The organism is Serratia sp. BW106, from assembly GCF_002607755.1.
Taxonomy (GTDB): domain Bacteria; phylum Pseudomonadota; class Gammaproteobacteria; order Enterobacterales; family Enterobacteriaceae; genus Serratia; species Serratia proteamaculans.
The window spans coordinates 35,213-58,317 of the sequence record NZ_MCGS01000023.1; the positions used below are offsets into that span (position 1 = coordinate 35,213).

Genomic DNA, 23,105 nt, shown 5'->3' on the forward strand with positions numbered 1-23,105 from the left:
GCCAAAGAACGACGGGGCAGTCGTCAGCCTTCCCTTAGAAATCGTACCCCACCGTCGCCACCACGGAGCGTTCCGCCCCCCAATAGCAATAACCGGTACCATAACAGGCCGCGACATATTTCCGGTCGGTCAGGTTGTTCACGTTTAACTGCACATAAGCACCTTTCAACGACGGATTAACGCTGTCCAGATTCATCCGTACCGAAGCATCCAGCAGCGTCACGGAAGGAATGCGTAACGTATTTTCATTATCCGCCCATTGCTTGCCGATATAACGTACCCCAGCGCCAACATCTACGCCGTAGGCAGCGGCATATTTACCCCACAGTGTGGCCATTTGGTCCGGGGCCAGATACGGCGTATTACCGTTGTTGCCGTCAATCGCATCTTTGAACTTCACCTTGTTGTAGGTATAGCCTGCAATCAGATCGAAACGTTCGGTGATCTTGCTGCGAGCCTCCAGTTCAATTCCCTGAGAATGTACCTTGCCGGCGGGCAGATAATAACTTTGCTGCACCACACGGTTGGCTACATCATTCTGTGTCAGGTCATACAGCGCCACGCTGTAGATTGATGAACTGCCCGGTGGCTGGTATTTCAAGCCCACTTCGTATTGCTCACTGGTACTCGGCTTGAGCATATGACCGTTCTGATCGGACAGCGCCTCTGGCGTCACTGCCGTGCTGTAACTGGCGTAAGGTGAGAAACCGCTGTCAAAGCGGTACAGCAACGAGGCGCGGCCGCTAAAGTTATCGTCGCGGCGTTCATCGCTGGTGCCGGTATTAAGCACCGTATTTTTTGACTCTATACGGTCAAAGCGGCCAGACAGATTCAGATACCAGTTCTGCAGGCTGATTTCGTCCTGCAGATACACGCCGGTCTGCTGATAGTGACGTCTGGAGTCGGTATGCGTCAGATTGATCAACCCCGCACCACCGGACACGCCGGTATAAGGATTCAGCTCAGAAGCTCCGGCAGACTCGTCCCACAGGTTATTACGAAAGCGCTGGTAATCCAGACCCAGCATCACCTGGTGTTCCAGCGGCCCGGTGGCAAAGTCAGCTTCCAGTTGGTTGTCGACGGCGAAAGCATCCAGTGAGGTCGCCGAGCCGCTGTAATAGCGGTTCAGAAACTGATGGTCCTGATCCCAGCCAATCTGATACACCTGCTGCAATTCAACGTTGGAATGGGTATAGCTGGCATTTTGTCGGAATGACCAAACGTCATTGAAGCTGTGCGAGAAGGCATAGCTGTAGATCTGCTCCCAGCGTTTGAACACGTTACGGCTACTCTCGCCGTCAAAGAATCCGCGCCCCAGCTTGTCGCCTGAGCTGGAATAGAGGCTGCCATCTGCCGGAACTGCACTGTGATAACCGCCGGACGGATCCTTTTGCAAATAAGCTTTCAGCAACAGTGAGGTATTTTCATCCGGTTGCCACAGCAATGACGGCGAAATGGCATAGCGCTCTTCGCGCTGATGGTCATACATGGTGTCGCTGCTGCGCGTCATCCCGGTCAAACGATAAGCCCACTGGTCCGACAGTGGGCCGGTCACATCAAAAGCCGCGCCCTTGGTGTCGTTATTGCCCGCCGAGAGGTTAACCTGCCCTTGCGTGGCAAACTGCGGCCGCCTGGAGGTCAGGGCCACCAGCCCACCCGGAATGCTTTGCCCATACATCACCGAAGAAGGTCCCTTGATGACGTCGATACGCTCCAGGAACCAGGGATCAACCTGCAAGGCATTATAGGTGCCGCCATCGCTTAACAGACGCAGGCCATCGAGGAAGGTGTTATTAACATCTCCGCCATGGAAACCGCGCAATGCAATGGTGTCATAGCGTGTCGCACCGCCGGAGAAATTGGTGAAAACACCCGGGGTATATTTCAGTGCATCATTCACCGTCTGGGTGTTCTGATCGGTCATCTGTTGGCGTGTAACCACCGAAACGGACTGCGCCGTCAGGATCAGCGGCTGGTCGGTTTTAGTGGTTCCCTGACTGGTCGTGGCCTGATAACCCTGGGTCGCAGCCTCAGCCGTATCGGCGGGTTTGGCGGTGACCACCAGGGTATCTTCAGCTAACGAGGTCAGTGGCAGAAACATCGCGAACGCGCATAAAACACGCGACCGTTTGACAGAAAAAAACATTGGCATGCCGGTAATCCCTGGTAAGTATCATTAAACCGCACCCGACAGGGGCCCCGTCAGCAACGCTGGCTGACGAAGGGGCGAAGGAACTATCGGTATTGCGCATGTAAAGAAAAGGAAATATTAATGATAATTATTATCTTTATCGATAAGAAATTTCAAGTATGAGCAAACTTTTTATGAGCGGGCAAAGTAACTTGCCGCAGGGAAAGGACCGGGCTGAATGTGAAGTATTGATCTGAAAATCAATAACAAAAAAATGCCAGCGCTAGGCTGGCATACAAACTGGAAGCAATGTGAGCAATTTATTGCCAGTACAGGCAGCGCATAAGGAGACAACCCTTTAACCTTTACTGGTGCTTAAAAATGATAACGACTATCATTATCCTTCATAAGGCGCTTTCCATCTACCCCTTTCGGCAGTAGCCGGTGGTGTTCACCGAGACTTTCTGACGAACCAGGTGTAGAGACGCCCCGCTCCCAGCAGAATGAGCGCCAGCAGAATATTCGCTATAACCCACAAACTTAATGTGTATATAAAAGTTTGATAGAGGGGAATACCACGGGCAGCGCCGAACGGATTAAAATGCCAAAAGCGAATAATGCTAAAAGGGTTTAGATTTAACCAGTTGAAAACGATAGCCACCAGCACCGGCGGTAGGAAAAAATAGAGTCCCAGGGTGATTATCAGCAGATACACTGCGGCGCGATCGTTTTTATAATCTTTCATATCAGTGAATTACCATCACAAATCAATTTAAAAACACCCTGAACATTGCGGTTTAAACAGACCTGACAAGTGCTGATTAGTTCCAGGTTTAGGGTAAAATAAAGCCTGTTTGGCGTTTAAATTTCATTTAGATTTTGGATGTTATAACGCTAGTCAGCTCAGGAGGCTCCAATGATACCGGACTATTGCCCAACCCCGCCCACGCCAAAAAAACTCAAAATCACCTATGGCTGGTATATATATACCATCTATGCACAGTTGATCTTTAATATCTATTTGGCGGTGTATAACGGTTGTGTCAGACGCCCGATTGAAGCGCCACTGATCTCCGTGTGCCACAGCGTTTTCATCGCGTTTATCCTTTATCATGTGCTGAAAAAACGCACGCATTTCGCCTGGCTGATGCTGGCCTATTACATTTTGATGAGGTTGTATTACGCCAATGTACTGCATATCGAGTTCAATGCGTGGAGTCGTGGGCTGGTATTTATTTTTCTGACGCTGTTGCTTACCGGTACGGTGGCCGTAGGCCAACTGGCTACCCCACCGCTGCGCCAGGATTGGTTGGCGCGCTTAGGATGGCGACAGTGGACAACCCTGGCCGCATTGTCCGGCTTACTGACACCTTTGATCACCACCGATTATCTGGGCTGACGGCCGGCATTTACTTTGGGATATGCGGCTCCGAGATATCGACCAGACGGCACACCTTGGTGTAGTTATTGGATTTCTCACAGATCTTATCAGTGACAAAAATACCAAGGTAGCCTAGTACCACCAGATACCCAGCCATGCACAAAATGAAGATAAGCGTTCTCACCGATTAGACCAACCTGACAACAGAACCCTGAGCATCATACCTTGCTTACCCCGTTTTAAACTATTTCTAAGTATTTCATAAATCCGCTGGTCATCTCAGTTACGTGAATGTTATGTTATTACATATCAAAACATTTTACATAGATGCATCAATGGAAAGCCAAACCCCACCGTTACTCGCCGTAGAACACCTGACGCTGTCGCTTGACGGTGAGGTCAAAATTCACAACCTGAATTTCACTCTGTATCCCGGCGAACGAGTGTGTCTGCTTGGCGCATCGGGCTCGGGCAAATCCCTAACTGCCGCGGCCATTTTGGGAACACTGCCCAACAACGCACAAGTCAGTGGCTCAATCCGAGTTCAGGGTCAAGAAATCAGCGGTCAACGTTTGCAACTGCGCAAACGACCTGCGTTGGCGGCTATTTTCCAGGATCCCTTCAGCAGTCTCAATCCCCTGACCCGCGTGGGCCAGCAGTTAATCCTGGCGTTACGCGGCCAGAGCAAGATGAAAACACAGCAGGCGCAACGCTGTGCCGCCGAGCTGCTGGCCGCATTAGGCTTGCCGCCAGAGCTCATAATGGCCCGCTATCCCGGCCAACTGTCAGGTGGCCAGTGCCAGCGGGTCTGCGCGGCACTGGCATTGGTGGGTGAGAAAAGCCTGCTGATCGCAGATGAACCCACCACCGCACTGGATATGGTCAGTCAACATCAACTGATCGCTATCCTGAAGCGTTACACCGAACGCCCCCACGCCCCGGCATTGCTGTTTATTACCCACGATCTCACCGTCGCCGCCAACCTGTGTCAGCGAGCCATTGTCCTGGTGGCGGGCGAAATTGCCGAGCAGGGGACGTTCGAACAGTTACTGCATCACCCTGTTCAGCCCTATACCCAGCAGTTGGTTGCCACGGCACAGTGCCCAGCCTTCGACCAGGCATCGCCATTGAGTCTGGCAGGTTAACGGGATGAATAGCATTTCAGTCAGCAGGACGCTGCCCTTTATCAGCCTGCAACAAGTCTGTCGGCAGTATTCAGCGCAGTCCGGCGGGCTGAAACCCACCGACCTGAATCTGTACGCGGAGGATCGCGTCGGGTTGGTGGGCTGCTCGGGTGCCGGTAAATCCACCCTGCTTAAACTGTTGCTGGCTCTGGAGGCAGCGGACGCCGGTCATATTCATTGCCAGGGTACCGCAGTCCGCCCAGCCGCGGCGCACCACTTGCGTTGGTACCGGCGATTGGTGCAGTACGTGCCGCAAGATGCCCATGCTTCACTCAACCCTCGTCACACGGTGGCCGAACTGATTATCGCCCCTCTGCGGCAACTTGCTCCTTCTCAAGATTTGGGTATCACCGCCGAACGGGCATTGCGGCAGGTTGAGCTGGAGGAGCGTCTGCTTTACCTGCGCCCAGGGCAGCTTTCCGGCGGGCAGGCACAACGGGTGGCGCTGGCGCGGGCTATTGCGCTGCAACCTCGTTTTTTAATCGCCGATGAACCGGTCAGCGGTTTGGACCTGCCGCTGCGTCAGCAGATCATCAACCTGCTCGATCGGATTTCTCGTCAGCAAAATATGGGCATGCTGCTTGTCTCCCATGATATTTCGCTGGTCGCCGCTTTATGCCAACGCACATTGGTGATGGAGTGCGGTGCCATCGTGGAAGATCGCCCAACCGCTGAGCTGCTGAACAGTCCACGGCATGCCGCTACCCGCGATCTGATCGCCGCAATCCCATCGCTGCCCACCCTTTTCCAGCCCTGATATTCTGAGGAATACTTCATGTTGAACCCACGCTTTATTGGCCCCACCGGCTGCCTGCTTGCCGGCAGTTTGCTGCTTGGCGGCTGCTTTGACCCTGCACAACCGAAAGAAAGCACCAATGAAGAACGGCGCATCCGACTGGCCATGCTACAGCCGCCTCGTTCCGGGCTCACGCCGCTGAGCGATGACGCGTTTAAACTTTCTCGCTGGAGCAATGCTGAAACGTTAGTCGTGCTGAACGCCAACGGCGATGCTGAACCGGCATTGGCCACCGAATGGCAGCAAATCGATCAACACCGCTGGCGCTTTGTGTTGCGCCCGGGAGTCAGCTTCCATGACGGTAGCGTTATGACGGCGCAGAGTGTCGTACGTTCACTTTCGGCGGCAATGAACGCCGCACCAAAACCTCGCATCCTTGACGGCGTTGAATTATCCGTCAGCACAGAAGGTGATCACACCCTGCTTATCTCTACTGCGGTGCCCGATCCTTTGCTGCCGCAACGGCTGTCCAGCCCACAATTGGCCATCCTCGCCGAGCGAGCTTACGCTGCCAACGGCGTGGTTAATCCCTTGCAGGCCGGGACCGGTGCCTTTGTACTGACAGAAATCAACGGGACCAGCAGCGCACGGCTAAACCGTTTTGACGGCTACTGGGGCGAAAAAGCCGCAGCGCCAGGCATCGACGTCAGCTTTGTGCCGGACAGCGCCGCCCGCGCCGCCGCGCTACGCACCGGCAGTGCCGATTTGGTTGAAGCGCTGCCCGTATCACAGCTGCCCTTGATTGCAGCAGAACTGATCCATGAAGTGCCGATGCCACGCACCAACACGCTGTATCTGAACACCCGGGTCGGGGTCTTCCGCGATCCGGCGGTGCGTGCCGCGGCGGCGGCGGCCATTCAGCGCCAACTCCTGGTGGATAACGTCTACGAGGGCCGTGCCGATGTCGCCAGCGGGCTACTGGGTCCGGCGCTGCCCTGGGCCGCACCCTTGCGACAGCCGCAACCCTTGTTGCCAACCACTGCGGTAACAGGAAAAACCATCACCCTGGCCACCTTCAGCGATCGCGCCGAGCTGCCGGAGGTCGCGGTTTATTTGGCGCAACAGCTCAGCGCCGCCGGTTTTGTGGTGAAACAGGAAGTGCGGGAATATGCACATATTGAAGCCGATGCGCTGGTGGGCAAATTCGACGCGTTTATTCTGTCACGCGCCACGGTGCTGGACTCCGGCGATCCGCTGGCCTACATGTACAGCGATTTCGCCTGCCAGGGTTCGTTCAATATCGCCCAACTGTGCGACCCGCAGGTGGACGAAGCCCTGACCTACGCCGCCGCGATCCCGGCCGGTACCTCCCGGCGTCAGGCGATCATCGCAGCAGAAAATCGTATTCTGGCGACCCATGCGGCGATCCCCTTATTGCATGAGCGAGTGATCCAGGGGGAGGCCGCAACCATGAAGAACGCCGAACGCGACCCACGTGAACGCCTGCTGGTGACACCACGCAGCCGGATCGCCAGCGGACAGCCCTGATGACACTGGCACAGCGGCTATTACCATTGGCCTCACGCCTGTTTGCGCTGCTGGCAATGATCGCGCTGGTCGGTCTGATGCCCTGGTTGTCCGGTCGCGATCCGGCGCTCAGCCTGCTGCGGGCCCGTTCGGCTGAACAGGAGGCCACGTCAGAAGCCCTGAACGCCATTCGGAAGCGCTTTGGTCTGGACGACGGGCCGCTGATATTGCTTGGCCGCTGGTTTAACCGGCTGTTGCACGGCGATGCCGGGAACTCCTGGATCTCCGGCCGTCCGGTGCTGGAGGGGATGTTACAGGCGACCGGGGTCTCTCTGACATTGATGGGCTACGCGTTGGCAATAGCGTTGCTGGTGGCATTGATGCTGGCGCTGCCCACCCTGTGGCGCGGCATACAGGGTGACCCTCGCCGTCCTGCCGGGGTTGTGGCGGTGGCACTGACTGCCCTGCCCGAGTTTTTGCTGGCGGCGCTGTTGCTGATTGTCGGTGCCGTCTGGCTAAAATGGTTCCCTCCCTACGGCTGGCAAAGCCTGATACATGTCGTGCTGCCAGCCCTGGCGTTAGGCTTGCCGGCCGGGGGCCTGCTGGGTCTGTTATTCAGTGACGGCCTGGCCGCCACCTTCAGCGAACGCTGGCTGATCACCTGGAGCCTGGCCGGCATCTCCCGGCGGCAGCGTCTGCTGGCGGTGTTACGTCGCACACTCCCCGCCCTGTTGCCGCAAATCGGGTTGGTACTGGTGGGGCTTACCGGCGGAGCCATCGCCGTCGAGAAAGTGTTCGCCATTCCCGGCCTGGGCAGAGCAACATTGGGTGCCGCCATTGCGCAGGACCTGCCGGCACTGCAGTGCGGCATTCTGATCCTGTTATTGATTGCCTTCAGCGCCGGATTTCTGGCACAGGGTGCGCATTATCTGTTGCTGGGCCGGATAGCGGCAAGCTTGCCCAATTCGGCACCGCCGCAGCACAACCCCAAAGTCAGCTACCTTTTCGCCGCCGGTGCCGCGCTGTTGTTATGTCTGTTGGTGCTGAGCGGTATCATCCGCGATCCGCTCTCGTCACTGCATATCCGCCTGCAACCGCCGAGCCTGGATCTGCCCTTCGGCGCGGACGCCACCGGCCGCGATATTCTGGCACGCGTCGCTTACGGTGCGCTGAATACCAGCCTGCTGGCGCTGGCGGTCAGCTTCGCGTCGCTGTTCCTCGGGATCGTGTTCGGACTGATGCCACGTCTGATGTGCGGGGTGATTGAACTGGCCAACGCTACACCACCAATCGTCGCAGGCCTGTTAGTGGTCGCCATTAGCGGCCCTTCAGCCTACGGTGCCGCCTGCGCGGTGATATTGGTCAGTTGGGCTCCGCTAGCCGCCCATTGTGCTTCGTTGTTGGCGGAAGCCCGCACGCAGCCCTATATCCGCATGTTGCCGGTATTGGGCATCGGCCGATGGCGCACGCTGACCCACTACCTGCTGCCGGCGCTCTCGGCTCCCCTGCTGCGCCACGCCATGCTGCGTCTGCCGGGCATTGCGCTGGCGCTGGCGGCGCTGGGTTTTCTTGGTCTTGGGCCGCAGCCACCCAGTGCAGAATGGGGGCTGGTGCTGGCGGAAGGCATGCCTTATCTCGAACGGGCGCCCTGGGGAGTCCTGGCACCGGCGATCGCACTGATATTACTGGCAGTGCTCGCAGTAACGCTGGCAAATACTGCCGGTAACCGTCGGGGCTGACGGCGCATCCTCGTCCGGTTTGTAGTAACATTAGGCGATACTTCAACCTGCCGGGAGACCCCATGCACCACCTGATGTTAGATATTGAAACGCTGGATATAAAACCCAGCGCGGTGATCCTGGTGGTCGCTGCCGTGTTTTTCGATCCCAAAACCGGCCAGCTCGGGGCGGAGTTTGAAAATGCCGTCAGCAGCCAAAAAGATCAGCCCGGCAGAACCATCAGCCTGGACACCGTTGCCTGGTGGGCGAAACAATCAGACGAAGCGCGCAAACTGGCTTTCGGTGGCACAGAGAGTCTTAAACGCACGCTGACCAACCTGAGTCGGTTTATTCATATGAACAGCACCGACAAGGTCAAAGTCTGGGGTAACGGCAAGGAGTTCGATTGTACAATCCTCGAGCATGCCTTCCAGCAGCTTGACATGCCGTGTCCGTGGAAATTTTGGGATACGCAGGATGTGCGCACGGTGATCACCCTGGCGGAAATGCTGGGCTTTAACCCGAAGAAAGAACGGGCATTCGAAGGAACGCCTCATCGGGCATTGGATGACGCCAAACATCAGGCACGCTATGTGGCGGACACGGTATCCGCACTTTACTATCGCAAAGCCTCTGCACCCTGAATCGAACAAGACTGGCATCCCCCTGGCAGGCTTGTGCTTTGCCTCTTTCCATTTAGCGCCAGAATCTCTACTCTAGCCCTCTTTGTCACTTGGATGTGCTGTTTTTGTTATGCAAAAATTTCTGTTTCTGCTTCTTAGCCTGGTGCTGCTCGGCCCGCTGGGTATCGATCTCTATCTGCCGACCATCCCCGCTATCGCTCTTGGCCTTAACAGCAGTGAAGCGCTGATCCAGTCCACCATTTCCCTGTTCATCCTGGTGCTGGGCCTTGGGCAGGTTATCGCCGGCCCGCTGGTGGATAACTACGGCCGTAAGCCGGTGGCTCTGGCCGGTATTGTGATCTACATGATTGGTGCAGCCATGGCGGCGCTGGCCACCACGCCAACCATGTTTGTGGCCTCTCGCCTGCTGCAGGGCGTGGCGGTCTGTTGCACCGCCGTAGTGGCATTCAGCGGCGTGCGCGATCGGATGAACGGCGACGATGCGGCCCGTGCCTTTGGTTTTCTCAACGGCACCTTGAATATTATTCCTGCACTGGCACCGCTGCTTGGCGGACTGCTGGCAGAAGCCTTTGGCTGGCGTGCGCCGTTCTGGTTCCTGGTGTGTTATGCCCTGGCCGTGCTGGTACTGATCGCCCTGCGTCTACCGGAAACTCGCCCGGCGGATACGGTGCGCGTCAAAGGGTTGCCGGTGCGACAATATGCCCGCATCGCCCGCGATCGCCGCTTCCTGTCCTTTGCCGTAGTCAACTCCGGCGCCATGGGCATGGCGTTAACCTACGTCTCACTGGCACCCAATGTGTTAATGGGCACCGCCGGGCTGACGCCGTTGCAATTCTCGCTGGTGTTTGGTGCCAACGGCTTTTGGATCATGCTGGTGAGCTTTTTCGCCAACCGTATTATTCACAAGGTCGGACGTCCGGTCTGCCTGGCGACCGGCGGAATTTTGATGGGTGTCGGTTGTATCGGATTGCTGCTGGGCGTGTCCTTGCTGTCCGGCGCGGCACAAACCCATTGGCTGGCCTATATGTTGCCGGTGGCCTGCGCCTGCGCCGGGCTGGCCTTTGTGATGGGCCCGGCGACCAGCTACGCGCTGGAGCCGTATTCCAATGAGGCCGGGGTGGCCTCTGCGTTGGTCGGTTTTGTGCAGATGGCCGGCGGTGCAGGCCTGGGCTTATTGGCGATGGCACTGCCGTTGCAACCCAAGCTGTCGTTGGCGCTGGTGATGCTGGTGGGTTGCCTGCTGGCACTGCACGCACGGCAGCGCAGCAAGCAAATAAAAGGTCAGTTGAAGAAAATTGCCTGAGGCTTATGCCTCGGTGATGACCGGCACTCTGGCGGCCAGGGCCGTCAGTAATTCATAACCCAGCGTGCCTGCCGCGGCGGCAACATCGTCAACCGGCAGGCGTCGCCCCCACAGCTCCACTTCCGCCCCAATACCCACGTCTGGGCAAGGTGTCAGATCAACCACCAGCATATCCATCGAAACCGTGCCTAGCGTTCTCGTCAGCACCCCCTCCACCCAGACTGGCGTACCGGTCTGGGCATGGCGAGGATAACCGTCGGCATAACCACAGGCCACCACACCGATACGCTGCGCACCCTCGGCGCGGTAACGCCAGCCATAACCAACCTGGTCGCCGGGCTTCAGTGTTTGAATACCAATAATTTCGCTACTCAGCGTCATGGTCGGCTGCAGACCGCTACCGGCAATATCGCGCGATTGGCCGCTCGGTGAAGCCCCGTAAAGCACGATACCCGGCCGTACCCAACTACCATGCGTTTCCGGGTGCCACAGCGTGGCGGCCGAGTTGGCCAGACAGCGTGGCAAAGTGATGCTCGCTGCAGCCTGTTCAATGGTGGCCATTTGCGCCTCAACGCCCTGTGGGCCGTCAGCGGTGGCGAAATGACTCATCAGCGTCAGGCTGGCAATATTGCCGATCGTCTGAGCTTTCATCCACACAGCGTGCAAACGTTCCGGCGCAAACCCCAGGCGGTTCATCCCGCTGTTCACTTTCAGGTAAACATTCAGCGGTGCAGAGAGTTTAGCTTCGGCGATCGCCGCCAGTTGCCAGTCACTGTGTACCGACGTCGTTAAACGATAGTGATCCAGCAGGGCAATATCCTGCGGTTTGAAAAATCCTTCCAACAGCAAAATCGGCCCTTGCCAGCCGGACTCGCGCAACAAAATGGCTTCGGCGAGATCCAGCAAGGCAAAACCATCGGTCTGCGCCAGACTGCGCCAGACGTGTTTAATACCGTGGCCATACGCGTTGGCCTTAACCACCGACCAGACTTTGGCGTTAGGGGCAAAACGACGAACCACCTGCAGGTTATTTTCAAAGGCGCCAAGGTGCAACGTGGCGGAAATCGGGCGAGGCATGGGCACTCCTACGGGCCGGCGAATACAGTCACGGGCCAACGCCCGTGACAATAACATGATAAATCAGGATGTTTAACGCGCGGGATGCACATCGTTCAAGGGGCCGGTGTAGAGGCTACGAAATCCGGCGCTGTAGCGCGCCACCCCCAGGTCGTCTGAAGGAATGGCCGGGGTGACACCGGAAATCAAATCGGATAGCAGTTGTCCAGAGCCACAAGCCATGGTCCAGCCCAAAGTGCCGTGTCCGGTATTCAGGAACAGATTTTTCAGCGAGGTCTTGCCGACAATCGGCGTACCGTCCGGCGTCATCGGACGTAAACCGGTCCAGAAGGTCGCATCTTCCACCCGTCCACCGTTAGGGTAAAGATCGCGTACTACCATCTCCAGTGTCTCTCGCCGCTTTTGCTCCAGCTGAGTATTAAAACCAACAATTTCCGCCATGCCGCCGACGCGAATACGTTGATCGAACCGGGTAATGGCAATTTTATAAGTTTCATCCAGCACGGTTGAGAACGGTGCCGCAGACTCATCGGTGATTGGAATGGTTAACGAGTAGCCTTTCAACGGATAGACAGGGATCGACACCAGATCGCGCAACAGCGCGGTGGAATAAGAGCCAAAGGCCACCACGTAGCTGTCAGCTTTGAAGATTTCCCCGCCGCATTGCACGCCGCTGATCTTGTCCCCTTCCACCAGCAGGCGATCAACGCTGCGGTTATACAGGAAAGTAACGCCCGCCTGCTGTGCCAGTTTGGCCAGTTGCTGGGTAAAGAGCTGGCAATCGCCAGTTTCGTCGTTAGGCAGTTGCAGCCCGCCGGTCAGCTTATGCGCCACCTGCGCCAGCGCAGGTTCAACGCTAGCCAACTGACTGGCTTCCAGCAGTTTGTAGGGCACACCGGCATCTTCCAATACCGCGATATCTTTGGCCGCACTTTCAAACTGTTGCTGGGTACGGAACAGTTGCAGCGTACCGCCCTGTCGGCCTTCGTACTGAATACCGGTTTCCTGACGCAACGCCTTGATACAGTCGCGGCTGTATTCCGCCAACCGCACCATCCGCCCTTTATTGGTCATGTAGTGTTCGGTATTGCAGTTTTTCAACATCTGCCACATCCAGCTCAACTGGAAGCTGCTGCCATCCAGACGAACCGCCAGCGGCGCATGGCGTTGGAACATCCATTTAACCGCCTTCAGCGGGACGCCAGGCGCAGCCCAGGGAGCCGCATAACCCGGAGAGATCTGTCCGGCATTCGCCGCGCTGGTTTCCATCGCCGGACCGGGTTGACGATCGATCACCGTCACCTCATGGCCCGCTTTCGCCAAATACCAGGCGCTGGCAACCCCTACCACCCCACTACCTAAAATTACCACTCGCATCGCTGACTCCAGCTCAAGGCATCACAAAGCATAATCTTCTGCTCACAGGAAATTAACTCAGTGGAAAAATCCGTCCAACATCTTCGTCATTAAACGTGACAACATTCACAATTAATTTATCGTTCATGGCCGGGTCTTTTGCAATAGCTACCTATAAATAGCGATAAGATGTTGTGAAAGGCCAGTTTTAGAGCGAAACAGTGGCTAATATGATGTCAATGATATCATTGCTATCGACAAGAAAAGCCACGATACGCAACAAGGATTTAACAGAATATAAAAATGAAACAGCGCCATCAATACAGAATATAAAACTACAAAAACCGCATTTATCAAAGATAACGTTTCGCAGACATAAGAACCTGCTTCAGCAGAAAAAACTCGCTGTAAACTCACCTGACCAACAGCAAACCAATACCGATGTATCAGAAAGTATGCACCCATCCGCCACATACAGTGTCCTGTCATTGCTCATGGGATACCGCTGTCAGCAATGTCATGTGTTGTCAGTACACCACCTGCCCGCTTAACCATTTTCATACGCTTGTAAGTGGTAGCCGCGATATTCTGGACGTTATCAGAGGTAGCTTCTGCGCGATCTGCATCGTCAGATACCTTTGCTGCTGCAGTCTTCACCTGACGACAGTAGTATCCCTGATTGGGCTGCACTATCCGCCGACAGGCTGCCCTTGGGTTAGTCCGTTGCTTATTGCGTGCTGCGGGTGCCCAGCACAATTCCAGTGCCGACGACGCCATCAACTGGCAATCCTTCAGATAACATGGATGACTTTCCAATATTTCTGTTGATAGGTAATTGGTTTGTGCGTATGTGCATAAAATATGCAATATATTTAAAATTATTGATGCAGGCGTTATAAATTACATGAATGACAACAAAAATCATGACATTGAAGTTCTCAGAACACTGGCTATTGTATTTGTTATATTGGCTCACATTGCAGCCTTGCTATCACCAGTATCGACCTATTGGAAACTACTAGACATATCAAGATTCGGTAGCGGCGTTGATTTGTTTTTCTGTATTTCTGGGTTCATTATCACAAAGTCGATTCTCGAACAGATCCCCACGGATAGAACCATTTCCTCATTCTTAAACTTTTCTCTCCCATTTTGGGTGAGACGGTTCTGGAGGCTCATTCCATCTGCATTTCTTTGGATTTCCATTTCTGTCGCTCTATCAATGCTCTGGGGCGGAAATGGAGCATTCCTTCCTATTGAGGTTTTATATAAGTCCGCTTTTGCTGCTGTAACACAAACCTCTGATTTTTATTTTTCAGAATGCAGACCGCTTGGCGCCTGTGGTAATCTTGGGATTTACTGGAGCCTATCTTTAGAAAATCAATTTTACTTCCTGCTCCCGGTGATAGCATTTTTAATACCACGGAAATTAATTTACTTCTTCGCTGCTGTTTTTCTTGAGCAGTTTTTCTTACCAAGAACTCTAAATGCATCCACTCCATTCATGTGGGCACTAAGAACTGATGCAATTTCACTTGGTGTTATCATAGCCATTTTAAATAGTAAAATAATTAACAGTAAAGGAATAAAATCGCTAAATGGAAAAGTAAAACACCCTGTTGTTATATTTATTACACTGACTGTTTTGCTGGCAATATTTACAAGTCCGAAACCCATTATTTTCTTTTCCGTAGGATTAACCGCATTAATCTCCGGTATATTTGTTCTTATCGCAAGTCTAAATATGAATGTTTTTTCATCAAACATATCAATACGAAATACTTGTGACTATATCGGTTCCCGTTCTTATTCTATATACCTCACCCATGTTGTAATGATAAGTGTAGTCAAGAGTATTTTCTTTAATGAAAACACTAACTTCAGTTTAGGCATGGAGCTACTTTACGTTTCGTTGTTTTTGGTGCTAACAGTTACATTTAGTGAAATCAACTATAGAATCATAGAGGTTCCCTTCAGAAAGTATGGGAAATTGAAATCAATCACCATGCGTTCAGCAGCATGAATTAGGTTGTGGGGGGGAGCCCCCCCACCCAGCAACACTCTAGGAATATTCGTAAATAATAACTATACCTGCAGATCCTCGGCCACCATCTCTACCTTGTGCAGTTGGCCCAGCAAAAGCCCCACCACCGCCGCCACCCACAGACTCTACAATCACGTATCAAATTCCAGGTGTTGGCGTGCAAGTTCCGGAGGCCGTGAAACGCTGAACTCCAATCAGGCATCCACCCATCGCGACCTCAAATTTATCCAGCAACCCGGTCAGATCTCCGTCGTCCAGCACATCCTATCCGGTTTTGTCTGCGATAAACTGTCCTACCACGGCGGCCATCGTCGAACCCTGGCGCCATACGGTGTTAAGTTCTTCGGATTTCGCCACGCCCGAACCGAAACCCGCCATGCGCGCCGATTGTCCTCTGTGAGTTATAGGTATTGGCATCAGCGATATTCTGAGCATTTTGTGAAGCATCTTTTGCCTGTTTTGCATAAACTTCTGCATCAGATACCGCTGTTTTGGCTTCACTACTGTATTTAAACGATGTGTCAGCTGATTGGGCTGCGCTATCCGCCGACAGGCTGCCCCTGGCCTCGTCTGTTGCTTGTTGCGTGCTGCGGGTGCCCAGCACAATTTCAGTACCGACGACGCCATCAACTGGCAATCCTTCAGATGACATAGAATATTCTCCAGATTGGTTTAATAGAATTCATTATTTTTATTGTGCTATGTTAGAATCTTGAGCATTGATATGAATGTATAGAATTGGTATGAGATTGATAAATTATGGAAAAAAAGTTAAACCCATGGCTTGATTTATGCAGGTCACTCGCAATCATTATGGTGATACTTTCTCATGGCAGAGTATTTTTACTGCCGGCATTGCCTTCATCTCAATATTTAAAATTCGGCGGATTTTTAGGTGTGGAGTTATTTTTCGTTTTATCTGGTTTCCTCATCGGGAGGATAATATTCGATAAGATCGAAAAATCTGACACTGCGTTTGGCTGGATTCCTTCGTTTTGGTTTCGCCGTTGGATGAGAACATACCCAAGTTACATCCTATTTCTAATATTGAACCTGCTTCTCATTGACAATATCAGGCCAGATGCACAACCTAACTTGCTTGCTTTCTCTACATTTACTCAGAGCTTAACGATTCCTCATCCTTCATTTTTTGGTGAAGCATGGAGCCTCGCAGTAGAGGAGGTTTTTTATTTTTCCTTCCCTATTGTTATATCTGTTTTTTTATTTGCAACAACAAACAAAAGAAACAGTATTATATTATCCATTGCGCTTATTATTGCGATGTCGCTTGCATTTAGAATTAACGCAGCAATTAACACATCAATGACATTTAATGAAATACGCTCCACATCTTTATACAGACTTGACTCTTTAATGATTGGCGTTATTTTTTCATGGTTGTTTTTATCAAAAAAAATAAACATATTTTCGAAACTTGGTATTTCACTTGTACCGGTAGCAATATATATAGCTGCAAAGCCAGATGCATTTATGGACAACAGCGCATTACTAAAGATATTTTTATTTGATGTCGCAAACATTGGATTCGCTTGCTTAATAACCGTTTTCTATCATATAGAAGTCAATCCAATGGTAAAATTTGTGACATCAAGAATGGCCAGGTGGTCTTATGCCGCATACCTTACAAACCTTCCTGTTCTGTACTTTATAAATCATTACATATCTAAGCCAACGTCACTAATCGGATGTATATCCATTTGGCTATTGTTTCTAGTCATGACAATTCTCATTTCTAAACTTGTTTATGACCTATTTGAAGTTAAAGTCCTTCAATTAAGGGATCGGATGAAAAGCGCATGATCTACATGCGCTAATTTAATTAAACACCGATAGAAAACCGCATAAAGTTGTTTAATGCTACGGGGTCATTACCTAACCGACCAAAGGGGGTGAATCCATTCTTACCATACGGTGTTAAGTTCTTCGGATTTCGCCACGCCCGAACTGAAGCCATCCACGCGTGCCGGCAATGCCTGAAAGTCAGCGTTGGGTAAACGTTGGCATTCGCCGCCGTGCCAAAGGTTAAAACTCGTCCTTAGCCATGTGATGCTCCCAGCAGTGTTCCCCTGGCACCCTTATCGAAGCCTGAGATAAATTCGTTGTCGATATCGAAGCCGAACAGCGGCCCCGACTCGGTTGTGATGATGCAATTCTTGATGCGGACGATGGACGGTTTTATATCCAGATAACCCAGCTCGATCACCGCCTTCATGACAGGCGTGATACTGAGATCCGCGAAGCAGCCAACAAACAAGCACCATGGGTTGGTTTCAACATGGACTTGGCACTGATCACTGGGCAACGCGTTAGCGATCCCTGTCAGCCTCGAACTTGAAGCCTCAGACTTAAAACTTGAGGACGTTCTGGCTTGCTGTAAAGCAGCATATGGGGATTGCGAAAACGTGCTGGCCAGCCACCTGCGCAGTGCCCTATCCCCCAGCACGATCTCGATGGGGTTCACTAAATCTCGCAAAGATTCAGGCCTGGACTGGGAACAACCACCATCATTTCATGAGTTGCGCAGCCTTTCGGCAAGACTATACTCGAAAGAGAACGAGGGGAATTTTGCTCAGCGTTTGCTCGGCCATAAGTCCGCAGAAATGACGGCAAAATATCAAGATGATCGCGGTAATCACTGGGTTGATGTATAACTGATTTTGACTGAATTTCGACTTATTGTGACCTGTCGTTTTTATTTCACTGATTTAAAACGGTTTATTATTACTTGAACTATGATTGATACAGGGTCTGCCGTTCGAGCAAGGTCCGTAATAACGAGGGTGCGCTGATGACTACTTCAACACATGATAAGGTCAAGGAAGATAAACGTCTGAGCGATGGACCGGACTGGACGTTCGAGTTGCTGCAGGTGTATCTGGAGCACATCGATCGCGTAGCCAAACATTACAGGCTTGATACCTACCCGCATCAGATCGAGGTCATTACCTCAGAGCAGATGATGGACGCTTATTCCAGCGTCGGCATGCCGATTAACTACACCCACTGGTCATTCGGTAAAAAATTCATTGAGACCGAGCAGCGCTATAAACATGGGCAGCAGGGCCTGGCCTATGAGATCGTGATCAACTCCAATCCCTGCATCGCCTACCTGATGGAAGAAAACACCATCACCATGCAGGCCTTGGTGATGGCGCATGCCTGCTACGGGCACAACTCCTTCTTCAAAAATAACTACCTGTTCCGCAGTTGGACCGACGCCAGTTCGATCGTCGATTACCTGCTGTTCGCCCGCCACTACATCAGCCAGTGCGAAGAGCGCTACGGCGTTGAAGAAGTGGAGAAGCTGCTCGACTCTTGTCATGCGTTGATGAACTACGGCGTAGATCGCTACAAACGACCACAGAAAATTTCACTGGTCGAAGAAAAAGCACGCCAGAAAAGCCGTGAGGAGTACCTGCAAAGCCAGGTGAACACACTGTGGAAGACCCTGCCACGGGTTGAACGTGAAGAAGCACCAGAACAGGCGCGCCGCTATCCAAGCGAACCACAGGAAAACATCCTCTACTTTATGGAAAAGAATGCGCCGCTGCTGGAGCCCTGGCAGCGTGAAGTTTTGCGTATTGTGCGCAAAGTGAGCCAGTATTTTTATCCGCAAAAACAAACGCAGGTGATGAACGAAGGCTGGGCCACATTCTGGCACTACACCATCCTTAATCATCTGTACGACGAGGGCCGGGTAACCGAACGTTTTATGCTGGAGTTTTTGCACAGCCATACCAACGTGGTGTATCAACCGCCTTATAACAGCCCTTATTACAACGGCATTAATCCGTACGCTCTGGGCTTTGCCATGTTCCAGGACATCAAGCGTATCTGTCAGTCGCCAACCGAAGAAGATCGTTACTGGTTCCCGGATATTGCCGGTAAAGACTGGCTGGAAACACTGCACTTCGCCATGCGCGACTTCAAGGATGAAAGCTTTATCAGCCAGTTCCTGTCACCGAAAATCATGCGTGATTTCCGGCTATTCACCGTGCTGGATGACGATCGCAATAATTACCTGGAAATTGCAGCGATCCATGATGAAGCCGGTTATCGGGCGATCCGTGAAGAGCTGTCGGCGCAATATAACCTGAGTGACCATGAGCCGAATATTCAGATCTGGAATGTGGATTTACGCGGGGATCGCTCGTTGACGTTGCGCTATATCCCGCAGGATCGTGCGCCATTGGACAAGAGCCGGCGTGAAGTGATGAAACACCTGCACCGCCTGTGGGGTTTCGACATTATTCTGGAGCAACTGAACGAAGATGGCAGCGTTGAGCTGCTGGAACGTTGCCCACCGCGACCGGCACCGCTGTAAGATCAGACCATAACAAAGGGGCGCCATTGGCGCCCCTTTTGCTTAATGCGGGTAATAGTGTTAGCGGCGGGCTTCGGTCAGATCGCTTGGCATAGTGCCTTGCATGCTCTGCCAGATGGCACCGCTATCTTTACCGTAGTTACGCACGCAATCCATTACCTGATCGTACGACTTCTCATGGCACAGCGTTGACAGCTTGCTATAGAAAGTCAGCGCCAGCTTGCGGGATTCAGGGTTTGAGAAGTAGTAGCGGCCAACGCGGGTATACAAGCCTTTCAGACCGTTGAAGATCAGACCGTAAATCGGGTTGCCGGAGGCAAACGCCAGACCACGGAAAATTTCGTAGTCCAACAGGTTGAAGGCGTCCGTCTGATCTTCCACCTGGGTGGCTTTCGCCAACACTTCCAGAGCGGCTTCAGGATGGTTACGCACCGCTGCGCGAATAAAGATCGCCGCAATATTGGTACGAACCGACAACAGGTTGTCGATCAATTGTGGGACGCTCTGATGATCGAGGCGTGCCACCGTCTCAAGGATATTGAGGCCGGAAGTTTCCCAGAAATTATTTACTTTGGTCGGTTTGCCATGCTGAATGGTTAGCCAGCCATCACGGGCCAGGCGTTGTAAAACCTCACGTAACGTGGTGCGCGTAACACCAATCAGTTCTGAAAGCTCACGCTCCGCGGGCAAAATAGTGCCAGGAGGGAAGCGATTATTCCAGATACTCTCGATAATGTATTCTTCCGCGAAACCGGCAGGACTCTGCGCCTTTATGACCATGTGTTTGACGTTCCGTAGCGACGATAATCAGTAATAGTAGTCGGCTGATCATACCAGATCGCTATTGCATGACCTAGCGGGAGCGAAAAACATTGAACGAAACTGTGCATAAAGTGGCAAAAAACCTGCAAAAACACCGCATAGAGAAATTTCTCGTCGTAAAGCAAGCCCGTATTGCATCTGCCCCGGCGGCATTGTTAGGCTAGTATGAGACAACTTATTTTCAGGACGTGTAATTCATAATGGAAACAACCTTACGCAGTGCCTTGGTAAAAAACTTCCTCGGGCAATCACCTGACTGGTACAAACTGGCCATTCTCATTTTCCTGGTGATCAATCCACTGGTTTTCTTCCTGGTCGATCCGTTCATTGCCGGTTGGCTGTTTGTGGTCGAATTTATCTTTACCCTGGCGATGGCGCTGAAATGCTACCCCCTGCTGCCGGGTGGCCTGCTGGCCATTGAGTCGGTACTGATTGGCATGACCAGCCCCGATCGGGTGGGCGAAGAAATTGCCCATAATCTGGAAGTGCTGCTGTTACTGATCTTTATGGTAGCCGGCATCTACTTTATGAAGCAGTTGCTGCTGTTCGTGTTCACCAAGCTACTGCTCAACATTCGCTCAAAAATGCTGCTTTCTTTGGCATTCTGCTTTGCCGCGGCGCTGTTGTCAGCTTTCCTCGATGCGCTGACGGTGGTTGCAGTGGTGATCAGCGTCGCAACCGGATTTTATTCGATCTACCACAACGTGGCTTCAAACCGTTCTGACGGCAATACTGACGTCGGTGACGACAGCACACTGGTCAGTGACGATCACAAACAGACGCTCGAACAGTTCCGCGCCTTCCTGCGCAGCCTGTTGATGCACGCCGGGGTCGGTACCGCACTGGGCGGCGTAATGACCATGGTGGGTGAACCGCAGAACCTGATCATCGCCAAAAGCGCCGACTGGGGATTTGTCGACTTCTTCCTGCGCATGGCACCGGTTACCCTGCCGGTGTTTGTCTGCGGCCTGCTGGTTTGCCTGCTGCTCGAGCGCTTCGGCATCTTTGGCTACGGGGCAAAACTGCCGGAACGTGTCCGTGAGGTGCTGACCGAGTTTGACCGTCAGGCCACCGCAGGACGCAGTAAACAAGAACAGGTCAGATTGGTGATTCAGGCGCTGATCGGCATTTGGTTAGTGGTAGCGCTGGCCTTTCATCTGGCGGAAGTAGGCCTGATTGGCCTGTCGGTGATCATTCTGGCCACTTCTTTGTGTGGCGTAACCGATGAGCACGCCATCGGCAAGGCATTCCAGGAAGCGCTGCCCTTTACTGCCCTGCTGACGGTATTTTTCACCGTGGTGGCGGTAATTATTGAGCAACACCTGTTCACGCCGATTATCCGGTTTGTTCTGCAGGCAGAACCCTCTTCACAACTGGCGCTGTTTTATCTGTTTAATGGCCTGCTGTCTTCGGTATCTGACAACGTGTTTGTCGGCACGGTCTATATCAATGAGGCACGTGCCGCGTTTGAAAACGGTGCAATCTCCCTTAAGCAGTTCGAAATGCTGGCGGTCGCCATTAACACCGGGACCAATCTGCCGTCAGTTGCTACCCCGAATGGTCAGGCGGCCTTCTTGTTCCTGCTGACCTCCGCGCTGGCGCCGCTGGTGCGTTTGTCTTACGGGCGAATGGTGTGGATGGCTTTACCCTATACTGTGGTATTAACGCTGGTCGGTCTGCTGTGCGTACAGTTTACTCTGGCACCGATGACTGACCTGTTAACGGAGTGGCATTGGCTGACACTACCAGCGATTGAAGCCGTTGCACATTAACCCGGTTAACCCGCCCCGCTGCCAGCGACTATTTTTGTGCTGAATCAGGCTCAGGTAGCTGGCAGCAGAGTTGAATTGGTTTACACTGCCAGTTCAATTGCTTACTGCATGGAAGAATAAATATATGTTGCAATTCTTTAACCGCTGCTCGCAGGGGCGCGGTGCTTGGCTGTTGATGGCCCTGACTGCGCTAGTGCTGGAATTAGTTGCTCTCTACTTTCAGCACGTAATGCTGCTGCAACCCTGTGTAATGTGCATTTATGAACGCTGCGCGCTGTTTGGCATTCTGGGCGCCTCGTTGCTCGGTGCCATCGCGCCGAAAACGCCACTGCGCTATGTCGCGATTCTGCTGTGGATTTACAGCGCCTGGGAAGGCCTGCAACTGGCATGGAAACACACCATGATCCAACTGCATCCTTCGCCATTCAATACCTGCGATTTCTTCGTCAGCTTCCCGTCCTGGCTGCCGCTGGATAAATGGCTGCCGGCGGTGTTCCACGCATCCGGTGACTGTTCCGTGCGCCAATGGGAATTCCTGACGCTGGAAATGCCGCAGTGGTTGGTGGGTATCTTCACGGCTTATTTGATGTTCGCCATCATCGTGTTGATCGCACAATTTGTCCGACCGCGCCGCCGCGACCTGTTTGGTCGTTAAGTCTGAGCGAATAAAAAACGGCGCCTCAGGGCGCCGTTTTTTATTGAATTGCGGATACTATGCAGAGATATAGCGACATTAAGTGTGTGTAAGGTAATAAACGAGCACTATCAGCGCCCCAGCCACGGCAAACAGACGTATCATTTTCATTATTGTACTCTCGGAACTTAGCGTGAGAGCGGTCAAACTACCTAACCTTCTGTATAAAAAGAAGCATTCGGATGGGATTTGGTGCGTAATTTACATAACATTAAGTTAGAGGGAGAAAAAGCCTTATTCGCAGGAGTACAACCTCACTTTATCGACCGTAAATCGTAATACAGTGGAACGACTCATTTCCTCCTCACCTGCTTCATACAAAAAAACTCATCATAGTGATGCATTATTGCATCAATATTTTGATGAAGTTA

Annotated in this window: 20 protein-coding genes; 13 read left to right on the forward strand and 7 right to left on the reverse strand. The window is 52.7% G+C overall.

All coding sequences use genetic code 11. From position 1 onward, the window contains the following. Positions 1 to 34: 34 nt before the first annotated feature. Both BEI65_RS16300 and BEI65_RS16305 read right to left on the reverse strand, forming a co-directional pair. Entirely contained in the window at positions 35 to 2,146 is a 2,112-nt protein-coding gene (locus BEI65_RS16300) for a TonB-dependent siderophore receptor (protein WP_198404471.1), read from the reverse strand. A 436-nt stretch (positions 2,147 to 2,582) separates the two neighbouring features. Continuing rightward, a complete protein-coding gene (locus BEI65_RS16305) occupies positions 2,583 to 2,876 on the reverse strand; it encodes a hypothetical protein (protein ID WP_099064238.1) in 294 nt (97 codons plus the stop codon). Positions 2,877 to 3,047: 171 nt separating this feature from the next. On the opposite strand from BEI65_RS16305, the gene BEI65_RS16310 reads away from it, so the two are divergent. From BEI65_RS16310 to BEI65_RS16340, 7 genes are all read left to right on the forward strand, one after another. After that, positions 3,048 to 3,530, forward strand: a complete 483-nt coding sequence (locus BEI65_RS16310) for a hypothetical protein (RefSeq protein ID WP_099064239.1) — start codon at positions 3,048 to 3,050, stop codon at positions 3,528 to 3,530. 317 nt (positions 3,531 to 3,847) lie between these two features. Then, on the forward strand, positions 3,848 to 4,657 hold the full coding sequence (locus BEI65_RS16315; protein ID WP_099064240.1) for an ABC transporter ATP-binding protein: 810 nt from the start codon (positions 3,848 to 3,850) through the stop codon (positions 4,655 to 4,657). Between the two features lie 4 nt (positions 4,658 to 4,661). Next, positions 4,662 to 5,453 carry an ABC transporter ATP-binding protein gene (locus tag BEI65_RS16320; protein ID WP_099064241.1) on the forward strand — a complete coding sequence of 264 codons (792 nt, stop codon included), beginning with the start codon at positions 4,662 to 4,664 and terminating at the stop codon, positions 5,451 to 5,453. Positions 5,454 to 5,471: 18 nt separating this feature from the next. Beyond that, on the forward strand, positions 5,472 to 6,980 hold the full coding sequence (locus tag BEI65_RS16325) for an ABC transporter substrate-binding protein (protein ID WP_099064242.1): 1,509 nt from the start codon (positions 5,472 to 5,474) through the stop codon (positions 6,978 to 6,980). Further along, the gene (locus BEI65_RS16330; protein WP_099064243.1) at positions 6,980 to 8,698 is read left to right on the forward strand and encodes an ABC transporter permease subunit; all 1,719 of its coding nucleotides are present in this window, start codon (positions 6,980 to 6,982) and stop codon (positions 8,696 to 8,698) included. Before BEI65_RS16325 ends, BEI65_RS16330 begins: the two co-directional genes overlap by 1 nt. Positions 8,699 to 8,760: 62 nt before the next feature. Further along, entirely contained in the window at positions 8,761 to 9,321 is a 561-nt protein-coding gene (locus BEI65_RS16335) for a 3'-5' exonuclease (RefSeq protein ID WP_099064244.1), read from the forward strand. 109 nt (positions 9,322 to 9,430) lie between these two features. After that, positions 9,431 to 10,624 (forward strand): multidrug effflux MFS transporter, encoded by a 1,194-nt coding sequence (locus tag BEI65_RS16340; RefSeq protein WP_099064245.1) that lies wholly within the window; start codon positions 9,431 to 9,433, stop codon positions 10,622 to 10,624. 3 nt (positions 10,625 to 10,627) lie between these two features. On the opposite strand, the gene dadX is transcribed toward BEI65_RS16340, so the two are convergent. Beyond that, positions 10,628 to 11,701: a catabolic alanine racemase DadX gene (gene dadX / locus BEI65_RS16345; RefSeq protein WP_099064246.1), complete on the reverse strand. Its 1,074-nt coding sequence runs from the start codon at positions 11,699 to 11,701 to the stop codon at positions 10,628 to 10,630. A 72-nt stretch (positions 11,702 to 11,773) separates the two neighbouring features. Continuing rightward, complete coding sequence (locus BEI65_RS16350; RefSeq protein WP_099064247.1) at positions 11,774 to 13,078, reverse strand: D-amino acid dehydrogenase; 1,305 nt, start codon at positions 13,076 to 13,078, stop codon at positions 11,774 to 11,776. A gap of 883 nt (positions 13,079 to 13,961) precedes the next feature. Here BEI65_RS16350 and BEI65_RS16360 point away from each other — a divergent pair. Beyond that, positions 13,962 to 15,080 (forward strand): acyltransferase, encoded by a 1,119-nt coding sequence (locus BEI65_RS16360; RefSeq protein WP_099064249.1) that lies wholly within the window; start codon positions 13,962 to 13,964, stop codon positions 15,078 to 15,080. Positions 15,081 to 15,435: 355 nt separating this feature from the next. On the opposite strand, the gene BEI65_RS16365 is transcribed toward BEI65_RS16360, so the two are convergent. Further along, complete coding sequence (locus BEI65_RS16365; RefSeq protein ID WP_157765457.1) at positions 15,436 to 15,753, reverse strand: hypothetical protein; 318 nt, start codon at positions 15,751 to 15,753, stop codon at positions 15,436 to 15,438. Between the two features lie 107 nt (positions 15,754 to 15,860). On the opposite strand from BEI65_RS16365, the gene BEI65_RS16370 reads away from it, so the two are divergent. Next, positions 15,861 to 16,922 (forward strand): acyltransferase, encoded by a 1,062-nt coding sequence (locus tag BEI65_RS16370; RefSeq protein WP_099064251.1) that lies wholly within the window; start codon positions 15,861 to 15,863, stop codon positions 16,920 to 16,922. 235 nt (positions 16,923 to 17,157) lie between these two features. Here the strand turns inward: BEI65_RS16370 and BEI65_RS27190 are convergent, their stop codons facing one another. Further along, on the reverse strand, positions 17,158 to 17,583 hold the full coding sequence (locus BEI65_RS27190; protein ID WP_232519114.1) for a hypothetical protein: 426 nt from the start codon (positions 17,581 to 17,583) through the stop codon (positions 17,158 to 17,160). Between BEI65_RS27190 and BEI65_RS27195 the strand changes: the two genes are divergently transcribed. Both BEI65_RS27195 and BEI65_RS16380 read left to right on the forward strand, forming a co-directional pair. Next, the gene (locus tag BEI65_RS27195; RefSeq protein ID WP_232519110.1) at positions 17,525 to 17,773 is read left to right on the forward strand and encodes a tyrosine-type recombinase/integrase; all 249 of its coding nucleotides are present in this window, start codon (positions 17,525 to 17,527) and stop codon (positions 17,771 to 17,773) included. The two genes, BEI65_RS27190 and BEI65_RS27195, sit on opposite strands and share 59 nt — an antisense overlap. Positions 17,774 to 17,910: 137 nt before the next feature. After that, a complete protein-coding gene (locus tag BEI65_RS16380; protein ID WP_099064252.1) occupies positions 17,911 to 19,446 on the forward strand; it encodes a SpoVR family protein in 1,536 nt (511 codons plus the stop codon). A 60-nt stretch (positions 19,447 to 19,506) separates the two neighbouring features. Here BEI65_RS16380 and fadR read toward each other — a convergent pair whose 3' ends face one another. Beyond that, positions 19,507 to 20,226 carry a fatty acid metabolism transcriptional regulator FadR gene (gene fadR, locus BEI65_RS16385; RefSeq protein ID WP_099064253.1) on the reverse strand — a complete coding sequence of 240 codons (720 nt, stop codon included), beginning with the start codon at positions 20,224 to 20,226 and terminating at the stop codon, positions 19,507 to 19,509. Between the two features lie 242 nt (positions 20,227 to 20,468). Between fadR and nhaB the strand changes: the two genes are divergently transcribed. After that, positions 20,469 to 22,040 carry a sodium/proton antiporter NhaB gene (gene nhaB, locus BEI65_RS16390; protein WP_099064254.1) on the forward strand — a complete coding sequence of 524 codons (1,572 nt, stop codon included), beginning with the start codon at positions 20,469 to 20,471 and terminating at the stop codon, positions 22,038 to 22,040. 124 nt (positions 22,041 to 22,164) lie between these two features. After that, positions 22,165 to 22,695, forward strand: coding sequence for a disulfide bond formation protein DsbB (gene dsbB / locus BEI65_RS16395; RefSeq protein WP_085117123.1), 531 nt, complete (start codon positions 22,165 to 22,167; stop codon positions 22,693 to 22,695). Positions 22,696 to 23,105: the final 410 nt, after the last annotated feature.